Origin of the sequence: Streptomyces sp. H27-H5 (assembly GCF_026627505.1) — a bacterium.
Classification (GTDB): domain Bacteria; phylum Actinomycetota; class Actinomycetes; order Streptomycetales; family Streptomycetaceae; genus Streptomyces.
The window spans coordinates 1-17,077 of sequence record NZ_JAPNLK010000020.1; the positions used below are offsets into that span (position 1 = coordinate 1).

At 74.2% G+C, this 17,077-nt stretch carries 15 protein-coding genes; 6 read left to right on the forward strand and 9 right to left on the reverse strand.

All coding sequences use genetic code 11. The features are described from left to right. Positions 1 to 134 precede the first annotated feature (134 nt). Complete coding sequence (locus OTB19_RS12575) at positions 135 to 1,139, forward strand: BtrH N-terminal domain-containing protein (protein WP_267798167.1); 1,005 nt, start codon at positions 135 to 137, stop codon at positions 1,137 to 1,139. Positions 1,140 to 1,254: 115 nt separating this feature from the next. Here OTB19_RS12575 and OTB19_RS12580 read toward each other — a convergent pair whose 3' ends face one another. The 3 genes from OTB19_RS12580 to OTB19_RS12590 form a co-directional block, all read right to left on the reverse strand. Further along, entirely contained in the window at positions 1,255 to 1,449 is a 195-nt protein-coding gene (locus OTB19_RS12580; protein WP_267798168.1) for a ferredoxin, read from the reverse strand. A gap of 5 nt (positions 1,450 to 1,454) precedes the next feature. After that, on the reverse strand, positions 1,455 to 2,642 hold the full coding sequence (locus OTB19_RS12585; protein WP_267798169.1) for a cytochrome P450: 1,188 nt from the start codon (positions 2,640 to 2,642) through the stop codon (positions 1,455 to 1,457). A 131-nt stretch (positions 2,643 to 2,773) separates the two neighbouring features. Then, a complete protein-coding gene (locus tag OTB19_RS12590; RefSeq protein ID WP_267798171.1) occupies positions 2,774 to 3,112 on the reverse strand; it encodes a thioredoxin family protein in 339 nt (112 codons plus the stop codon). 260 nt (positions 3,113 to 3,372) lie between these two features. Here OTB19_RS12590 and OTB19_RS12595 point away from each other — a divergent pair, with 260 nt between their 5' ends. Together OTB19_RS12595 and OTB19_RS12605 are read left to right on the forward strand one after the other, a co-directional pair. After that, positions 3,373 to 3,474, forward strand: coding sequence for a Dyp-type peroxidase domain-containing protein (locus OTB19_RS12595; protein ID WP_267798296.1), 102 nt, complete (start codon positions 3,373 to 3,375; stop codon positions 3,472 to 3,474). A gap of 279 nt (positions 3,475 to 3,753) precedes the next feature. Continuing rightward, positions 3,754 to 4,023, forward strand: a complete 270-nt coding sequence (locus tag OTB19_RS12605; protein ID WP_053682117.1) for a hypothetical protein — start codon at positions 3,754 to 3,756, stop codon at positions 4,021 to 4,023. Positions 4,024 to 4,205: 182 nt separating this feature from the next. Here OTB19_RS12605 and OTB19_RS12610 read toward each other — a convergent pair whose 3' ends face one another. After that, positions 4,206 to 4,583, reverse strand: coding sequence for a hypothetical protein (locus OTB19_RS12610; protein ID WP_267798173.1), 378 nt, complete (start codon positions 4,581 to 4,583; stop codon positions 4,206 to 4,208). Between the two features lie 260 nt (positions 4,584 to 4,843). Between OTB19_RS12610 and OTB19_RS12615 the strand changes: the two genes are divergently transcribed. Further along, positions 4,844 to 5,200: a YciI family protein gene (locus OTB19_RS12615; protein ID WP_267798174.1), complete on the forward strand. Its 357-nt coding sequence runs from the start codon at positions 4,844 to 4,846 to the stop codon at positions 5,198 to 5,200. Between the two features lie 71 nt (positions 5,201 to 5,271). Beyond that, positions 5,272 to 6,501 (forward strand): RNA polymerase sigma factor, encoded by a 1,230-nt coding sequence (locus OTB19_RS12620; protein WP_267798175.1) that lies wholly within the window; start codon positions 5,272 to 5,274, stop codon positions 6,499 to 6,501. A 39-nt stretch (positions 6,502 to 6,540) separates the two neighbouring features. On the opposite strand, the gene OTB19_RS12625 is transcribed toward OTB19_RS12620, so the two are convergent. The 4 genes from OTB19_RS12625 to OTB19_RS12640 form a co-directional block, all read right to left on the reverse strand. Next, positions 6,541 to 8,004 (reverse strand): condensation domain-containing protein, encoded by a 1,464-nt coding sequence (locus OTB19_RS12625; protein WP_267798176.1) that lies wholly within the window; start codon positions 8,002 to 8,004, stop codon positions 6,541 to 6,543. 101 nt (positions 8,005 to 8,105) lie between these two features. Then, positions 8,106 to 9,080, reverse strand: a complete 975-nt coding sequence (locus OTB19_RS12630) for an ABC transporter ATP-binding protein (protein WP_267798177.1) — start codon at positions 9,078 to 9,080, stop codon at positions 8,106 to 8,108. Continuing rightward, on the reverse strand, positions 9,077 to 11,791 hold the full coding sequence (locus OTB19_RS12635; protein ID WP_267798178.1) for a hypothetical protein: 2,715 nt from the start codon (positions 11,789 to 11,791) through the stop codon (positions 9,077 to 9,079). Before OTB19_RS12635 ends, OTB19_RS12630 begins: the two co-directional genes overlap by 4 nt. Next, complete coding sequence (locus OTB19_RS12640) at positions 11,788 to 15,051, reverse strand: FtsX-like permease family protein (RefSeq protein WP_267798179.1); 3,264 nt, start codon at positions 15,049 to 15,051, stop codon at positions 11,788 to 11,790. Before OTB19_RS12640 ends, OTB19_RS12635 begins: the two co-directional genes overlap by 4 nt. 224 nt (positions 15,052 to 15,275) lie before the next feature. Here OTB19_RS12640 and OTB19_RS12645 point away from each other — a divergent pair, with 224 nt between their 5' ends. Beyond that, complete coding sequence (locus tag OTB19_RS12645; protein WP_267798181.1) at positions 15,276 to 16,013, forward strand: ABC transporter ATP-binding protein; 738 nt, start codon at positions 15,276 to 15,278, stop codon at positions 16,011 to 16,013. 28 nt (positions 16,014 to 16,041) lie between these two features. Here OTB19_RS12645 and OTB19_RS12650 read toward each other — a convergent pair whose 3' ends face one another. After that, positions 16,042 to 17,004 carry a GlxA family transcriptional regulator gene (locus tag OTB19_RS12650; RefSeq protein ID WP_267798183.1) on the reverse strand — a complete coding sequence of 321 codons (963 nt, stop codon included), beginning with the start codon at positions 17,002 to 17,004 and terminating at the stop codon, positions 16,042 to 16,044. Positions 17,005 to 17,077 lie beyond the last annotated feature (73 nt).

Here is a 17,077-nt window from a genome sequence, read left to right on the forward strand (position 1 = left end):
CCTCCCCACCGGCCTCCCCATCGGCAGTCCCGAGGACTGCCTTACCTGCGCCGGCACCCTCTACCTCGGCAGCCCGGCCTGACCGGCCCAACCCCCCTCCACGAACTTTCGCGGTGCAGCACTAGGCTGACCGCATGACTGTGCTCGTGTACGAAGACTTCGGCACCGGACGCCACCGCGAGGCCTCCCTGATCCGCCACGCCCTGGGCAGCGCCCACGACGAGGAACTGGTCGCGGGCCTGGCCGGCGGGATCGGCTTCATGTACTTCGTCTTCGAGTACGCCGGCCGGACGCCGATCGCGACGATCGTCGCCCAGTCCCACCCCGAGCCCTGGGTGCAGGTCGCCCTCGGCCGCCTGGGCGTCCCGTACGACGCCACCCGGGCGATGAAGCCCCGTTGGGGCCGGGTCCGCGCCGCGCTCGACGAGGGGCAGCCCGCCTTCTGCGTCGTCGACCGCTCCTCGCTGCCCTGGCACGAGCCGGACCCCGAGGCCGAGATGACCGGCGCCGATCCGTACACCGTCGTCATCGCCGGGTACGACGGTGACGACCTGTTGATCGAGGACGGCGCCGAGGCCCCGCACCGGATCGACCGCGAGGAGTTCGGGGCGGCCTGGACCGCTCACCGCAAGGGCCGCCACCAGCTGATCGTGCCCACCGGCCCGCCGGAGGGGGAACCGGACGTCGACGGCGCGATCGCCGCCACCGTCACCCACCTGACCGGCCCGGTGCTGGGGAACCAGTTCGACGTCAACTTCGGCTTCACCGGCATGGAGAAGTTCGCGGCGCAGTTGCGCGACACGACCACGAAGACGGGCTGGGAGCGTCGGTTCGGCGCTTCCCCCGAGGCCTTCGCGGCGGGCACCGCCCGGCTCCACACCTGCCTGGAGCAGGAGTGGACCGCGCCGGGCGCCACCCGCCCGCTCTACGCGGACTTCCTCGACCTCGTCGGCCGGCCGGAGGCGGCGGAACTCTTCCGGGAGTCCGCCGGGCACTGGTCCGCCCTCGCCGACCTCGCGCGGGCCTGCGACCCGCGCTCCGACGCCGACGGGCGCCGGGCCCTGTTCGACGCCTGCGCGGAGCACGTGGACTCCTGCCTGGAGCTGGAGGGCCGGGCGGTCGAGGCGCTCCGCAAGTAGCGACCGACCCCGGCGGGCCGCGTGCCGACCCCGGCCGGCCGCGCACCGACCCCGGCCGGCGCGCGGGCCGGCCGGGGTCGGTGCGACCGGGGGCCGCGGGTCCCTGCCGGGACCCTCAGGAGTCCTCCAGGGAGATGGCCGACACCGGGCAGGCCCGTGCGGCCTCCCGGACGAGCGGGCTGCCGGCGCCGTCCTCCCGCCCGGCCAGTACCTCGCTCAAACCGTCGTCGTCCTGCGTGAACACCGTCGGCGCGGTCAGCGCGCACTGGCCCGCACCGATGCAGACACCCTGGTCGATGGAGATCCGCACGCCGCTCACCAGGCCACGGGCAGTTCGATCATGCCCTGGATGGTGTCCCCGGGCTTGAAGGGGATCCGGTCCGGATCGGCCGCCAGCCGCAGTCCGGGCAGCCGCCGGAACAGCGTGCCCAGCGCGATCTCCATCTCGGCACGGGCCAGGTTCTGCCCCAGGCACTGGTGGATGCCGAAACCGAACGCCAGGTGGTGCCGGGCGGCCCGATGCCAGTCCAGGTCGTCGGGCTGGTCGAACACCGCCTCGTCGCGGTTGATGACCGAGGTCGAGAAGATCACCCCGTCGCCGGGGCCGATCGTGACCCCGCCGACCTCGATGTCCTCGGTGGCCACCCGCAGCATGCCGTCGGCGATCGACAGGAACCGCATCAGCTCCTCCACCGCCTCCGAGATCAACGACGGATCCGCGCGCAGCTCCGCCAGTTGCCCGGGGTGCCGCAGCAGGGTGAACGTGCCGAGGGAGATCATGTTCGCGGTGGTCTCGTGACCCGCGACGAGCAGGATCACGGCCAGGGCCACCAGCTCCTCGACGTCCGTCTCGCCGGTCTCCAGCCTCCGGGCGATGAGTTCGTCCAACAGGCCGTCGCCGGGGGCGGCGCGCTTGCGGGCGATCAGGTCCGTCAGATAGCCGTCGAGTTGTCGGCGGGCCTCCTCGACATCGGCGACGCCCGGGCCCCGCAGCAGCCGTCGGGACTGCCCCTCGAAGAACTCGTGGTCCTCATAGGGGACTCCGAGCAGCGCGCAGATCACCATGGACGGCACCGGGAGGGCGAAGGCGCCGACCAGCTCCGCCTGCGAACCGGCCGCCGTCATCTCGTCGAGCAGCCGGTCCACGGTCTGCTGGATCGCGGGCCGCAGGGCCGCGGTCCGCTTCAGGGTGAAGCTCGGGATCAACATCCGGCGCTGGGTGTTGTGCTCCGGGTCGTCGACCCCGAGCAGGGCGGTGCGACGCCCCGTCAGGCCCTTGAAGCGCTCGGTCGGGGCGGGAAAGTCCGAGTTCAACCGGTCGGAGGAGAGCCGGGGATCGGACAGCAGGGCACGCGCCTCGGCGTGGCCGGTGACCACCCACACGGAGCGGCCGTCGAAGAGGGTGACCCGGGAGAGGGGCCGCCCCGCCCGCAGCGGCTCGTAGGCGGTCGGCGGGTGGTAGGGACAGGTTCGGTCCTGGGGGAAGGCAACGGTCTCTGACATGCAGCACCTCGCGAGCGATGGTTCCGTCTTGCCGGACTCCATTACATGCCTGAGGCACCTATCTCACCCATACCACTTTCGGCCAGACCGCCCGACGTCACCCGAACGGGCCCGGACGCCCCCGTCGCCGCTCAGACGTGGGCGTCCAGGAAGGCCTTGAGCTCCTCGCGCGCCATCGGCCCGGAGTGACTCGCCACCGCCAGGCCGTCCCGCACGAGGACGACGGTGGGGGCGCCGGTGACCTCGTGGCGCTTCGTGGCCTCGGGGCAGCGGGTGATGTCGGTCCGCACGACGGTCAGCCGCGTCCCGTACTCCTGCGCCACCTCGCCGACCAGCACGTCCATCGCCCGGCAGGCCTCGACGGCCTTGGGCCAGGTGCCGACGAAGTAGCCGAGGACCGCTCCGGGGGCCATGCCCAGGATGAAGTCGAACTCCTGGTCCTCGCGTGGCTGATGTACCAGACGTGCCATGTGCTGCGCTCCTGCGTCGCGATGGGCGGACGACCCGACGGGCCGGCGGAAACCCTACGGGACTCGGTGGTTCCGCCAAGGTCCGGGCCCTGGACGCGGGACTGGCCGCACTCGCCGCGGGCGGCGCCGTGCTCACCACGGCCGCCCGCCGAGAGCACGAAGGACGCCGGACGGCCCGGACCCGAGACGCGGACACCGTTCGACGGCCCCCCCAGGGATGACCCGCGGAGACGCCGGTCGAGGGGGAATCCGACACCGGGATCGCCCTCGGCGCCGGTCCGGCCGGGCTCACGGTCACCTTCGGATTCGGGCCGGAACTCTTCGAACGCCTCGGAGGGGGACGGCCCTCACCCGCTGGGTGATGTCCGGGTTCACCCGTCCCCCCGGGGCCGGCACGTCCGGCGGGACGCACCGCAACCTCATGGGCCGGCTCGACGGCACCGCAAACCCGGCGCCGGCCGGCGGCTTCGTGCCCGTCCCACACCGGCTCGCCCGGGGGGACGCCCTCGCCCGGTACCTCGTCCACGAGGCGTCGGCGCTGTTCGTGGTGCCCGCCGGCGCGGCGCCGGGGAGTACGTGGGGCAGGCCCTCCTGGAAGGCTGACCGGGCCCGTTGTCAGTGGGGCCTGTCAACCTGGGCGAATGGACGACAGGATGCTGCGGCGCCGGGTCTACGGCGCCGACCACGACGACCCCGACCCGGGCCCGCGCCCGGGGCACGTCTACGGCGAGCTCGTGGGCGGCCCCCTCGACGGGCTCCTCCTCGACATCACCGGCTGGAGCGGCCCCCGACTGGCCGAAGAGGCCCGACTCCCCACCGAGATAGGCCGCTACGGGGCCGGCGGGCGCGCCCACTACCGTCGCCGGCCGGCCGACCCGGACCACTGGGACTGGTCGGGCGACAGCCCCTGACCGGGCGAGCCCCCGATCCGCCGACGTTGACCGGGGGCTCTGTCGGGCACTTCCGTCGCCGGGCCCCGTTCGGATGCGCGCGTTCCGGGTGCCTTGCGACGGCGGCGTGTACGCGGCGTCGGTGCCCGCGGCGCAGGGCCGTCGGGGCGTTCGGGTTCAGGGCTGTGTCCGGGCGCCCGGCGTCAGCCGGTCGTGGCTCCGCGACCCACCTTGCGGGCCCACAGCACCAACGGCACCTGGAGCGGCAGCCGGGCCAGCGCCGCGGCCTGTACGGCGGGGGACCGGCGCCGGGCGTCGACGGCCATCTTGACGTTCGCGGGGAAGACACCGACGAAGAACGCTGCCGTGGCCATCGCCGCCACGCGCCGGGTGCGCGGGTGCGCGACCCCGGCCGCCAGTGCCAGCTCGACGACGCCGGACGCGTACGTCCACTGGCGCGGGCTGCCGGGCAGGGAGCGCGGGACCGTCGCGTCGAACTGCTTCGGCGCGACCGCGTGCGCCACGGCGGCGCCCGCCAGCAGACCGGCGAGCAGCAGGGGTGAGGAGGGCGTGCGCGGCATCGGGGATCCTCTCGGAGAAGGTGGGGTCCGCGATCCTACTCATGGGTAGCCGCCCTGCGTCCAGGCCCGCGGCCGGCCCGACTCGGACGGGAGCGGCCCCGCCTGCCGGCCCCGACCCGACGCGCCGGCGAGAATGCGGGTCGGGGCCGATCCCGAAACTTCTTGAAGAAAGTTTCCCGGAACCGTCGATTCGGGCGTCTCCCGTTCGACGCAGGGGTGAGAGGCAGGGAAGGCCCCCGCCTCCCGACCGAGGAGTCACCATGCCGCGCTTCCTTTCGCTGATCCGCATCGACGAGCAGAACGTGCCCACCGACGGCTTCACCCCCGAGTTCGAGCAGCGGATGGGCGCCCTCCTGGAGGAGATCACCAAGGCCGGGGTCATGCTCGACACCGCGGGCCTGCTCCCCACCGCCGAGGGCACCCGCGTCACCTGGTCCGGCGGCAAGCTCGGCTACACCGACGGCCCCTTCACCGAGACCAAGGAGGTCATCGGCGGCTACGCCCTCATGCAGTGCAAGGACAAGGCCGAGGCCCTGGAGTGGACCAGGCGGTTCCTGGAGCTGCACCCCACCCACTGGACGGTCGGCTCCGAGCTCCGCGAGATCGCCGAGGGCTGATCCGGCCGCGTTCGCGGCGTCCTGTTTGCCCTGCCTCGTCACGGCTGCTCTGATGGGTGGCCGTGACGGCAGTGAGTACGACCCGAGCGGTCGAAACGGTGTTCAGGATCGAGTCCGCGCGGATCATCGCCGGCGTGACGCGCATCGTGCGCGACGTCGGCATCGCCGAGGAGATCGCCCAGGACGCCCTGGTCGCCGCGCTGGAGCAGTGGCCCGTGGAGGGCGTGCCGGAGCGGCCGGGCGCCTGGTTGACGACCACCGCCAGGAACCGCGCGATCGATCTCGTCCGCCGCAAGGAGGCCTACGCCCGCAAACTCGCCGAGGTGGGCCGCGCCCTGGAGGACGTACCGCCCCCCGAGGAGCCGGCCGAGCCGGAGGACATCGACGACGACCTGCTGCGGCTGATCTTCACCGCCTGTCATCCGGTGCTGCGGACGGAGGGCCGGGTCGCGCTCACACTCCGTCTGATGGGCGGGCTGACCACGCAGGAGATCGCCCGCGCCTTCCTCACCTCCGAGTCCACCGTCGCCCAACGCATCGTCCGGGCGAAGCAGTCACTGGCCACGGCCGGCGTGCCGTTCGAGGTTCCGTACGGCGCCGACCGCGAGCAGCGGCTCGCCTCCGTGCTGGAGGTGATCTACCTCGTCTTCAACGAGGGATACTCGGCCACCGCCGGGGACGACCTGGTCCGCCCGGCGCTGTGTGAGGACGCACTCCGGCTGGCCCGGCTGCTGGCCGGCCTGATGCCCGAGGAGACCGAGACGCACGGGCTGGTGGCGCTCCTGGAGTTCCAGGCCTCCCGGATGGCCACCCGCACCGGGCCCGACGGCGAGCCGGTGCTGCTCGCCGACCAGAACCGGACCCGGTGGAACCGCATGCTCATCGGGCGCGGCGTCGAGGCGTTGCACCGCGCGGGAACCGGGCCGTACTCCGTCCAGGCCGCGATCGCCGGCTGTCACGCCGCGGCCGTCCGGTACGAGGACACCGACTGGGCGACGATCGTCGCGCTGTACGGGCGACTCGTCGTGCTGATCCCGTCCCCCGTGGTGGAACTGAACCGGGCCGTCGCCGTGTCCATGGCCGAGGGCCCCGAGGCCGCCCTGCCGCTGGTCGAGGCCCTGGCGGCCGAACCGGCCCTCGCCTCCTACCACTTGCTGCCGAGCGTGCGGGGCGACCTGTTGGAGCGCCTCGGTCGCGGGGAGGAGGCCCGGGTCGAGTTCGAGCGGGCCGCCTCCCTGACGCGCAACGCCCGCGAGCGCTCCCTCCTGCTGCGTCGGGCACGGGCCGCCGCCGGCCGCTGAGCCGACACCGGGCACGGGCCGCCGCCGGGCCGGGGGAGCTCAGGCCTGGACGCGCGGGCGGACCGGCAGACGGGGCGCGGTCAGGGCGATCGGACGCCGGAACCCGCCGGTCAGGGCGATGTCCCGCACCGTCTGACGCAGGGCCGCCTGGAAGTCGCCCATGGTGGTGCGGGCGGCCGCCGTGTCCACGTAGATGGAATTCATGTGCAGCCCGTCCGCGTCCCGTTGGAACCAGGAGCACGCGCCGTTCGCCCGCGCCGACCACACGTGGGAGGTCGGCCGCCACTCGTCGTGCCGCTCGGAGCCCCGACACTTGCGCATGTCGATGTACGAGAAGAAGTTCACCGGGTACGGCCACGAGCGTGCCGCGAACTCCTCGGGTGCCAACAACTCCCAGGCCCGGACGAACGGCACGTCGATGTGGCGGATCATCTCCCCGAAACCGGCCCGAACCTGCGTCATGACCTGGGTGAAGTCCCGCCCGGGAGAGGCGTCGAACTCGATGGGCATGGTGTTCACGAACCAGCCCACCGAGTTGGTCCAGGCGTCCCGACCGCGCTCGCTGACCGGCATGAACCCGCGGTACACACCGGGCCCGCCGGCCTCCCGCAGGCAGACGGCGACCGACGCGAGCACCCCCATGAACGGCTTGCCGCCCACCGCCAGACAGGACTTCTCGAACACCTCCGCCTCGGAGGCGTCCAGGAGCGGCGACGCCTCGTTGACGATCGGGTACATCCGGTCCGGCCGCACGCCGAGATCGAGCGGGAACCGCGGGAAGAACTCGCCGTTGCGCTCGATGAACGACTTCCAGTAACCCAGGCGTTCGTCGTCCGCGCCGATGGAGAGGTAGCGGCGGCGCTGCTCCTCGGCGAAGTCCAGATAACTCGGCGCGGTGGCCGGCAGACCGGAACTCTCGCCCCGACGCAGCGCCTCGTACTCCGTCTCCACCTCGTGCACCACGATCGGCATCGACATGCCGTCACACACGATGTGATCGAAGGCGAGGTACACCGTCGCGGAATCCTCGCGCAGCACGGCGCCCATGGTGAACAACGGCCAGGACAGGGTGTCGATGCTGCGCTTGAACCGTTCGACGAGGAAACCGCGCAGCAGCTCGGACGTCTCGAAGACGCCCACCTCGGCGGTGTCGAGGGCGAGTTCGTCGGCGGCCAGCGGCGCGCAGGCCAGCTCGCCGGCCAGCCGGCGGAACTCGCAGCGCAACACCTCGTGCCGGCCCACGAACGCCAACAACGCCCGACTGAGCGCCGTCTCGTCGAGCGGTCCCTCGACCTCGAAGGTCACCGCGATCCAGGACGCGACCGGATCGTCGGCGGCGCGGCTCTCCTCGGCGACGGTGAAGTGCTTGTCCTGGTTGAAGGACGCCCTCCTGCCCGACGGATCGCCCCGGTCGGCGTCCTGCGCCGCCGCCGTGGACCTCAAACGCCACTCGACCACCCTTCCGGGCGCCAAGGTGTGCATCTCCAGAGGAAACTGCCGCATTCCGTCATCCCTTCGCCCCCCGAGTCAACCCCGAGCGCCTAACGACACCCGGCCCACGGAAGTGACGCACGCACCCGCGGCGGCGTTCGGCGCGGGGCGCTTCAGTCGGTGTGCGGTACGTCCTCCGAGTCGTCGCGGCGGACCTCGATGTGGTCGGCGGCGAGGTCGACCGCGACGCGGTGCTCCATGCCCAGCGCCTCCAGGAACTTGTACGGGAGTTGCACCCGCCCGGTGCGGTCCAGCATCACGTACTCGCGTTCGCTCACGGACTCCGCGCCGTGCTCGTCGGTGACGGTGCGGCGCAGCACCTCGCTGCTGGTGCGACCATCGCGGATGGCCACCGTGCGGCGGACCTCTCCCGCGACCATCGGGTCGTGCGTCACGATCACCACGGTCGCCCCCAGCTCCCGGTTCACGGTACGGAAGGCCTCGAAGATCGCGGCGCCGGTCTCGGAGTCCAGCTCGCCGGTCGGCTCGTCCGCCAACAGGACCGCCGGGTCGTTGGCCATGGCCACGGCGATGGCCACGCGCTGCTGCTGCCCGCCGGACAGGGCGCTCGGCCGCCGCCCGGCCAGGTCGCCGATCTCCAGGGCCGCCAACAGCTCGGTGACGCGCGCGGTCTGCCGCTTGCGGGCCGCGCGCCCGTTCCCGTCCTTCAGCTGCATCGGCAGTGCCACGTTCTGGGCGGCCGTGAGGAACGGCAGCAGGTTGCGGGCGGTCTGCTGCCAGACGAACCCCACGGTTTCGCGCCGGTAGCGCAGCCGCTCCCGCGCCGACATCTCCAGCAGGTCGTGGCCGCCCACGGTGGCCTTGCCCGCCGTCGGCACGTCCAGGCCCGCCAGGATGTTCAACAGCGTCGACTTCCCGCTGCCGGACGCGCCGACCAGCGCGATCAGGTCCCCGCGGGTCACGGTCAGCTCCAACCCCTGCAGGGCCTGCACCTCCACCCCGTCGGAGCTGAAGATGCGGACCAGCCGGTCGCAGACGATGGCGTGGGCCGGATCGTGACCGCGGGGCTCGGCGGCGGCCAGCGCCCTGCGGCGCAGCTCCTCGAAGGTGGGGGCTTCGGTGTTCAACGTCGGTCTCCCGCTCTCAACTCGGTGGTGATCTGGCGCCGGCCGGACAGCGCCGCCTCGGCGAGCACGGTCAGGGCCACCAGCGCGGCCAGGCCCAGCGACTGCGCCAGCACGGGCCGGACGAGGACGCCCAGCCCGGTGGGGACCGACGAGCCGACCAGCGTCGTCAGGTCCACCGCCGGACCCAGCAGGGCGACCGCGGCGACCGTGATCAGACCGCCGCCGAGCGCGGCGGTGACCGTCTGCGGCAGTGATTCGACGAGGATCAGCGCCACGCCCTGCCGGGGCCGCAGGCCCATGGTGCGCAGTCGGGCCAGCAGCGCGGCGCGTTCGGGCGTGGCCCGGGCCAGGGTGAGCAGCACGGCCAGCGACGCGAAGCCCGCCGCGCCGGCCAAGGAGGCCCAGAACATGCGGCTCGCGGACCGCTGGAGGGGGTCGTCGGCGAGCTTCGCGACGGTGGCGGCGCTCGTGCGGACGAGGTAGCGGTCGGCCGCCGGGCCGGCGTGGGTGCGGACCACCTCGCGCAGGGCCGCGTCGTCGATGCTTCCCACCGCGAGCCAGTGGGTGGGCGGGGCGCCCTTGGGGATCATGGCGGTGGCCGTGCCCGCGGGCAGCACGATGACGCCCTTGCCGGAGCCTTGGAGGAGGGGCGTGCCGTCGATCCGGGCGACGGGTTTCGCGCGCAGTTCCTCACCGTTGGCGAACCGCACGCGGTGGGCCTCGCCGGCGACCTTCCCCACCAGGTCCTCGCTGAACAGTGCGGGGATGGCGTCGGGGGAGCCGCCGGCGAGCAGGGCGGGGTCGAACCGTCCGCGTCCGACGGTCCGCGAGATCTCCGCGTAGGCCACCGGGTCGGCGACGATCACCGTGACCTTGACGGGCCCCCGGTCGGTGTCGAAGGCGAACGCGTCGATGTCCGCCCACAGGGTGAGGGAGGCCCGTACACCGGGCAGTTCGCCGGCCGCCTCCGTGAGGGCCTTCGGGACGGGCACTCCCGCGGGCGAGGCGACCTGGGCGTCGCCGCCCACGTCGAGCCGGGCCACCCGCGCCCGGGCGGCCTCCACGCCGGACAGCACGGTGGCCCCGAAGCCGCCGGTGGTGACGGCGAGCAGCAGCGCGATCAGCGGCAGTACCGAGGGCCGTGCGCGATCCCCGGGACCGCGGGCCGCGCGGGTCGCCCCGAGGAAGCCCACCACGCCGCGCCGGCGACCCACCGCCCGTGCGAGCGCCCCGACGAGCGGCGGCTGGAGCCGGGCCAGCAGCAGCCCGCCCGAGAGCGCCAGCAGCAGCGGGGCTGCGACGAGCAGCGGGTCGACCCCCTGTCCGGCCGGGGCGACGCCTCGGTCACGGACCTCGAACACCGCCGCGCCGGTCGCGGCGACCACCAGCAGTTCCGCGACCAGTCGGCGGCGCGGGGCGGGCGGCCGCGGCGGCGACAGCAGCACGAACGCCCGTACGGGAAAGGCGGTCAGCAGCACGAGGGTGACGGCCGCCGCGGCGAGGAGGGCGGGCAGCAGGCGGGGAGTGGGCAGCAGCAGCACGGCGGTGGTCGTCGCGAGCGCCGCCGCGGGGAGCACCGGGACGGCGCCTTCCGCGAGCACCCGGCGGACGAGGGAGGAGCGTGAGCCACCCCGGGCGAGCAGCAGCCGCAACTCGGCGAGCCGCCGGTCGCCGCTCAGTCCGGCGGCGAGGAAGAACACCACGAGGGCGACGCCGACGACTCCGGCGGGACCGATCGCGGCGAGCGGCGCGGCGGCCTGCCGCCGGGCCTCCGCCCTGGCGAGCAGCTCGGGCAGCCGCGAGGAGATCCGCAGGTCGGGCCGGCCCGATGCGAGGGTCAGATCGGTGGCGGTGGGTCCGGCCACGTACGAGGCGACGGCCTCCCGGACGGCGGGCAGCCGGTCGGCGCGCAGGATGTCGGTGTCCACCGGCAACCGCCAGAAGTGCTCGGCGCGTTCGCCCCAGGACGCCAGCCGGTCGGCGCCGTCGGCCCCGACCACGGCGGACGTCTGCCAGTACTGCTTGCGGGTGCCGTTGAGGCAGGCGCGGGCCGCGCACAGCAGGTCGGTCCAGAACGGGTCGGCCTGGTCGTTCACGCCGTACACGCCGACGATCTCGGCGCTGAGCGGCCCCGCGATACCGGGGTTGGGGTCAAGGACGGTGCCGACCTTCACGCCGAGGGTGTCGGCGACTCCCTGGGACACGGAGATCGGGATCGGCCCGTCCGGCGTGCCGCCGTCGGGCCAGCGGCCGGCGAGGAGTCGGGTGTGCGCGGAGAGGTCGCGCAGGTACAGCAGGTTCATCTGCGGCGGTACTTCGTAGGGGCTCGGCAGTCCCGGGTTCGTCAGGGTGCGCGGCTTGACCGCGCGGGTACCCGACACGGGGCCGTCGGGCGCCACCGCGAAGTCCCCGCCGGTGCGGGACAGCAGGAGGGACCGTACCGAGTCCGGCTCCTCGGGCGTGCGGGTACCGGGCCGGGCCTCCGCGGTGGCGAGCAGGCTCGTGAAGCCGGGCCCCTGGTCCCGCAGGAAGGACCGCAGGGCCTGGTCGGAGCCGCGGTCCAGGGCGCGCGGCAGACCGGCGGCGAGCAACACCGCGACGAACGCCAGGACGGCGCCCAGCAGGGTGGTCAGTGGCGCGGCCCGCAACCGGGTCCGCACCCACGGCGCGGGGCGGGTGTGCGGCGACGGCGCGGGGGCCGGGCTGGTCACATGTCCTCCACGTGCCGCAGCCGGGCGGCTGCGCTCAGGGCGTTGCGGCCGCGGTGGCCGCCGAGCACGGTCGAGAGCAGCGGCACGGCGGCGATGCCCGCGACCAGCAGCAGCGTCGTGGTGACGGGCAGGTCCACCAGGACCTCCGGTACCGGCCGGCGCGCCCCCGGCGTCAGCACCACCAACGGCACGGTCAGGTGCACGATGGCGGCCCCCAGCACGAGGCCGACCCCCGCTCCGAGGGCGACCAGGACCCCGCTCTCGGCGGCCGCCGTCCGGGCCGGCGCCCGACGCGGCGCGCCCAGCGCCAGCAGCACGGCGAACTCCCCGGACCGTTCCCGCGCGTTCGCCGCGGCGGAGGCCGCGAAGCCGATCGCCGCCAGGACCGCGCAGGCCAGCGCGAGGGCGGCGAGCGCGGCCTGCGGTCCGGCGCTCAGCGGATCGTCGAGCAGTCCGGCGACGACCTCCTCGCGCAACCGCACCTCCTGGGCCCCCGCGCCCGCCCGCAGCGCCGCGGCGGCCCGGGCCGGCGCGGGGTCGTCGTCGGAGACGGCCGGCAGCCACCACTCGTCGGTCGGGGGGACCTGCTTGCCGCCCTGCGCGGCGAACAGTCGGCCCAGCGTGGCCAGGTCCACGGCCACGGCCGTGTCGCCGACCACGGGCAACGTGTCCACCGCGGCGGTGATCCGGACCGGCAGCGAGTCGCTGCCCAGGGGCACGGGGACCAGGTCGCCGACATCGGCGCCGAGGGCACGGAGGTACGCGTGCGTGGCGATACCGGGGATCCCGGCGGCGGGCGGGCCGCCCGCGGTAGCGGAGATCTGGAGCGGGGCGGTCGTATCGCGCGGGTCCCGGTAGCGGATGCGTACCAACGCGTCGCCCCCGTACCGGAGTTCACCGGTCGCAGTCTCGTTCGTCGTGGTCGGGGCCGTCAGGTGCCAGGCCGGTGCGGCAGCCCGCACCGGGACGGCCGGGCCGTCCCGGGTGTCCGAGACGGCGACGCCGCGCACCGTCACCTCCCCGCCGACCTGCCGGGGCGTGCCGTAGCGCCGGGCGTCGGGGGAGAACGTGATGACGAAGCCGACGATGCTCAGCGGGCCGGCGGCGGATCCGATCGGGGCGTCGGCCAGGGCGTCGACGTTGACCGACACGGTGGTGTCGCCGTTCGAGGGGAGTTGCCGCATCGGCGCCCGGTACGTCAGCCCGTGCCGGTCGCGCAGCAGCACGCCGATCCCCGGGCTGCCGGGGTCGTCGGCGGCCTCCAGGGACACGTCGACGTCGATGCGCCTCGGCTGGCCGGGCAGGGTGATCCCGTGCGCGGCGGGGGCGGACGGCGAGAGCGGTCCGAACAGTTCGCGCATCCCGCGGCCGTCCCGCAGGTCCTCCCGCAGCGGGACCCGCTCGGCGACGGCGGGGGCGTCCAGCGCGACCAGGGTGCCGGCCCGCCCGCCGGGCAGGGAGTGTTCGCCGCGGATCACCGGGATCATCCGGTCGCCGCCCGGCAGCGCGGAGTACCGGCCGGCCCGCCCCATCGCGGACAGGTCGCTGCCGGAGATCCGCAGCCCTCCCGCGGTGACGAAGTCGGCCTGGTCGTGCTGGGAGTCGGTCCAGGCGGTGTGCTGCCCCAGCGCGAGGACCCCGCTGGAGACGGCGAGGACCAGCAGCAGCACGGGCCCCGTGGCCCGCCTGGGGCGGCGGGCCAACTGCCAGCCGACGAGCGCGGGGCCGAGGCCGCGGCCCCGCGCGGCGATCCGGCCGCCCAGCCGCGCGCCGAACGGCAGCAGCCGCAGGACCAGCACGGTGCCCGCGCACAGCGCGAGCGTCGGCGCCGCGACCAGCACCGGGTCCACGCCCAGGCCCCCGGCCCGCGCCGCGAGACCCTCGTCGCCGCTGTACCGGGCGAGTTGGAGGTAGGCGAGGACGGCGAGGACGACCAGCGCGAGGTCACCGCCGGCGCGGGCGGTGCCGGCCACGACGGCCTGCCGGGAACCGCTGCGGCGCAGCACGGCCGCGGCCGCCCCGCGGAGCACGACGGGCAGGCTGGTCAGCAGGACGCAGAACAGCGCGCAGCCCAGCGCCACCGGCCAGAGCATCCAGGTGCCGGCGGAGTCGAGGGACAGCCGGGACAGCGGCCCGAACCGGCCGGACAGGCGCAGCAGCGGCGGGGTGAGGAGCGGCGCGAGCACGGCGGCGGGAAGGGCGAGCAGCAGCGACTCGGCGACGGTGAGCATCCCGAGCCGGCGGCGGGAGGCGCCCCGGGCGGTCAACAGGACCCGCTCGGTCTCCTTGCGGTCCGTCATCAGATGGGCGACCAGCAGCAGGGCCGCGGTGGCGAGCACCGCGAGCTGGAGGGCCCCGACCAGCAGGGTGGAACGGGCGACCCGCTGCGCCGACGTCAACTCAACCAGAAGATCCGGCAGTTCGGTCTTGGCCTTGAGTCCGGCGGCGGCGAGAGGGGCACCGATCGAAGATCGTGGGTCGATGCGGGTCGCGGCGGCCCGGACCGCCTCGAGGTCCGAGGGTCCGGCCGCGGTGAAGTCCGCGGTCAGCAGGGCGGCCCGGCTGTCCTGCGGGAGCCCGCCCGCGGTGAAGGCGGAGTCGTCGCCGAGCAGGGGGCCGTACGTGGTGAACGCGCCGACCTGGAGTTCCCGGCCGCCGAGCGGGTCGAGCCGCCAGTACGGGGCGTCCGGCTCGGCCGCCCGGTAGACACCGGTCACCCGGACCCTGAGCGGGCTCCCGCCGTAGCGGTCGTCGAGCCCGACCTCGGCGGGCAGCGCGCCGGCGGTCAACCCGAGCCGGTTCAACGCCGCCTGGGGCACGGCCACCTCGACGCGGGCGGAGGCGTTCGCGAGCGGCCGGGGCCACGTGCCGGACAGGAGTCGTACGCGATCCCGGTCGAGGGCCGCGAGCAGGGTCAGGTCCGCCTCCTTGCCGGGCGCCCGGGGTCCGGGAAGCCCGTAGGCGTGGCTGCGCGCCACGCTCCGCACGTCGACCGGCAGCCGGCCGAACAGGGCGGTGGCGAAGGCGCGTACGGCCTTGTCGTCCTCGGCGCGGCCGCTCGTCGGATGCTCGCCCGTGACGGTCACCGCGGTGCGGGCCCGCCCCGGACCGTGGATCGCCTGTCGCAGGCCGGCCTCGTCCACCCCTCGGGAGAAGGCGAGCAGGGCGCTGAGCGCGGTCGTCGCGATGAGTACGGTCAGCAGCACGGCGGCAGCGAGCGGCAGTCGCCCGCGCAGCCGGCGCACGACGAAGCCGATCATGTGCCTGTTCCTCCCCCGTCCGGACCACTGGCCCCGGATAGCGGACGATGTTGTCAGATTCGATCGTGTATCGGAAGGTACTTGCGCGAGGGATGTGACGGATGAGCAAATTCGGAAGGTAGTCGAAACGCGGCCGCCGGAAGCAGTCGCGCGCAGCTGAACGGCCATGACCCGGGCGGCGCCCACGGGCGAGCCCGGCCGGCCGAACCGAGGGGGATCCCACCATGACGCAGGACCAGGTCGACACCGCGGCACCCATGGTGGTGGTGCGTGACCTCCGGCGGAGCTTCGGAAGCGGTCAACAGGCCGTACACGCCCTGCGCGGCGTCACGTTCGACATCCGCAGAGGCGAACTGACCGCGCTCAAAGGCCGATCCGGATCCGGCAAGACGACCCTGCTGAACCTCGTCGGCGGACTGGACGCCCCGAGCGGCGGCAGCGTCGTCATCGACGGAACCGACCTGGCCACACTGGACGAGCCCGGGCGGCTCGCCCTGCGCCGCGACCGGATCGGCTTCGTCTTCCAGTCCTTCGGACTGATCCCGGTCCTGACCGCCGCCGAGAACATCGGCATCCCGATGCGGATGCGAAAGGTCCCGGCCCGGCAGCGCGAGGAACGCGTCCGCACCCTGCTGGCCCTGGTCGGGCTCTCCGACCACGCGGCGCAGCGCCCCGGCGAACTCTCCGGCGGCCAGCAGCAGCGCGTGGCCGTGGCCCGGGCGCTGGCCAACGAGCCCGCCCTGATCATCGCGGACGAGCCCACCGGCCAGCTGGACTCCGAGACGGGCCGCTCGATCATGGAACTGCTGCGCGCGGTGGTGCGTGGCGAGGGCGTCACCGCCCTCGTCGCCACCCACGACCCGGCCCTGGTGGAACTCGCGGACCGGGTGGTGGAACTGCACGACGGCCGAGTCGCCGAGCCCGATCCCGATGCCGCGACCGCGCGCACGGCGCGGGCGTAGGGTCGGCCGCGCATCCGGCCCGCGCGGGTCACCACGCCTCGGCGGGCGCCCCGCGAAAGGAGGAGCGGTAGGCCTGCGGGGTGATCCCCGCGACCCGCTTGAACCGCTCCCGGAACGCGGTCGGTGAGCCGAACCCGGCCTGCGCGGCGATGCGCTCGACGCCGTACTCGGTGGTCTCCAGCAGGAACTGGGCCCGACGGACCCGGGCGCGCAGCAGCCACTGCAAGGGCGTGGTGCCCGTCTGCTCCCGGAACCGGCGACTGAAGGTGCGCTCGCTCATGCCGGTCCGGGCGGCCATGGCGGCCAGGGTGAGGTCCCCGCCCAGGTTGTCCTCGATCCAGGCGAGCGCCGGCTCCAACAGCGACCCGCGGGGCACGGGAGGCTGGGCGTGCACGATGAACTGGGCCTGCCCGCCCTCCCGTTCCAGCGGCATCACCGACAGCCGCGCGGCGTCCGCCGCGACCGCCGACCCGAAGTCCCGCCGGATCATGTGCAGGCACAGGTCCAGCCCGGCCGCCGCCCCCGCCGAGGTGAGCAACTGCCCGTTGTCGACGTAGAGCACGTCGGGGCGTACGTCGACCAGCGGGAACTCCTCGGCCAGTCGCGCGGCCGCGATCCAGTGGGTCGTCGCTCCCAGCCCGTCCAGCAGCCCGGTCGCGGCGAGGACGAACGCGCCCGCGCAGATCGAGGCGATCCGGGTCCCGGCCGCCGCGGCGGAGCGCAACGCCTCCAGTACCGCCGGGTCGGGCGGCGGGGCGTCCTCCGCGCAGCCGGGCACGACGATGGTGTCAGCGTCGGCCAGGGCGTCCAGTCCGTACGGGGCACGGATCGTGAACGCGTTGCTCGCGGTCACCTCGCCACCGGTTCCGCACACCCGGACGCGGTAGGGGAGCCGTCCGTCGGCCAGTCGGGCCCGCCCGAACGCCTCGACGGGGGTCGCGATGTCGAAGGCCACCACATGGTCCAGCGCGAGGACCGCCACGGTATGCATGCGCTTCAGAGTAGGTCAGTTCCCGCCATGCCCGAACAGGCAGGTCACAGGTGTGTGGCGGAGGGGAGAGCCG

Coding starts and splice junctions, on each gene's coding strand:
- OTB19_RS12605 (WP_053682117.1), top strand. CDS start 3,754: ATGGACGACAGGATGCTGCGGCGCCGGGTCTACGGCGCCGACCACGAC.
- OTB19_RS12615 (WP_267798174.1), top strand. CDS start 4,844: ATGCCGCGCTTCCTTTCGCTGATCCGCATCGACGAGCAGAACGTGCCC.
- OTB19_RS12575 (WP_267798167.1), top strand. CDS start 135: ATGACTGTGCTCGTGTACGAAGACTTCGGCACCGGACGCCACCGCGAG.
- OTB19_RS12610 (WP_267798173.1), bottom strand. CDS start 4,583: ATGCCGCGCACGCCCTCCTCACCCCTGCTGCTCGCCGGTCTGCTGGCG.
- OTB19_RS12585 (WP_267798169.1), bottom strand. CDS start 2,642: ATGTCAGAGACCGTTGCCTTCCCCCAGGACCGAACCTGTCCCTACCAC.
- OTB19_RS12640 (WP_267798179.1), bottom strand. CDS start 15,051: ATGATCGGCTTCGTCGTGCGCCGGCTGCGCGGGCGACTGCCGCTCGCT.
- OTB19_RS12590 (WP_267798171.1), bottom strand. CDS start 3,112: ATGGCACGTCTGGTACATCAGCCACGCGAGGACCAGGAGTTCGACTTC.
- OTB19_RS12650 (WP_267798183.1), bottom strand. CDS start 17,004: ATGCATACCGTGGCGGTCCTCGCGCTGGACCATGTGGTGGCCTTCGAC.
- OTB19_RS12645 (WP_267798181.1), top strand. CDS start 15,276: ATGACGCAGGACCAGGTCGACACCGCGGCACCCATGGTGGTGGTGCGT.
- OTB19_RS12625 (WP_267798176.1), bottom strand. CDS start 8,004: ATGCGGCAGTTTCCTCTGGAGATGCACACCTTGGCGCCCGGAAGGGTG.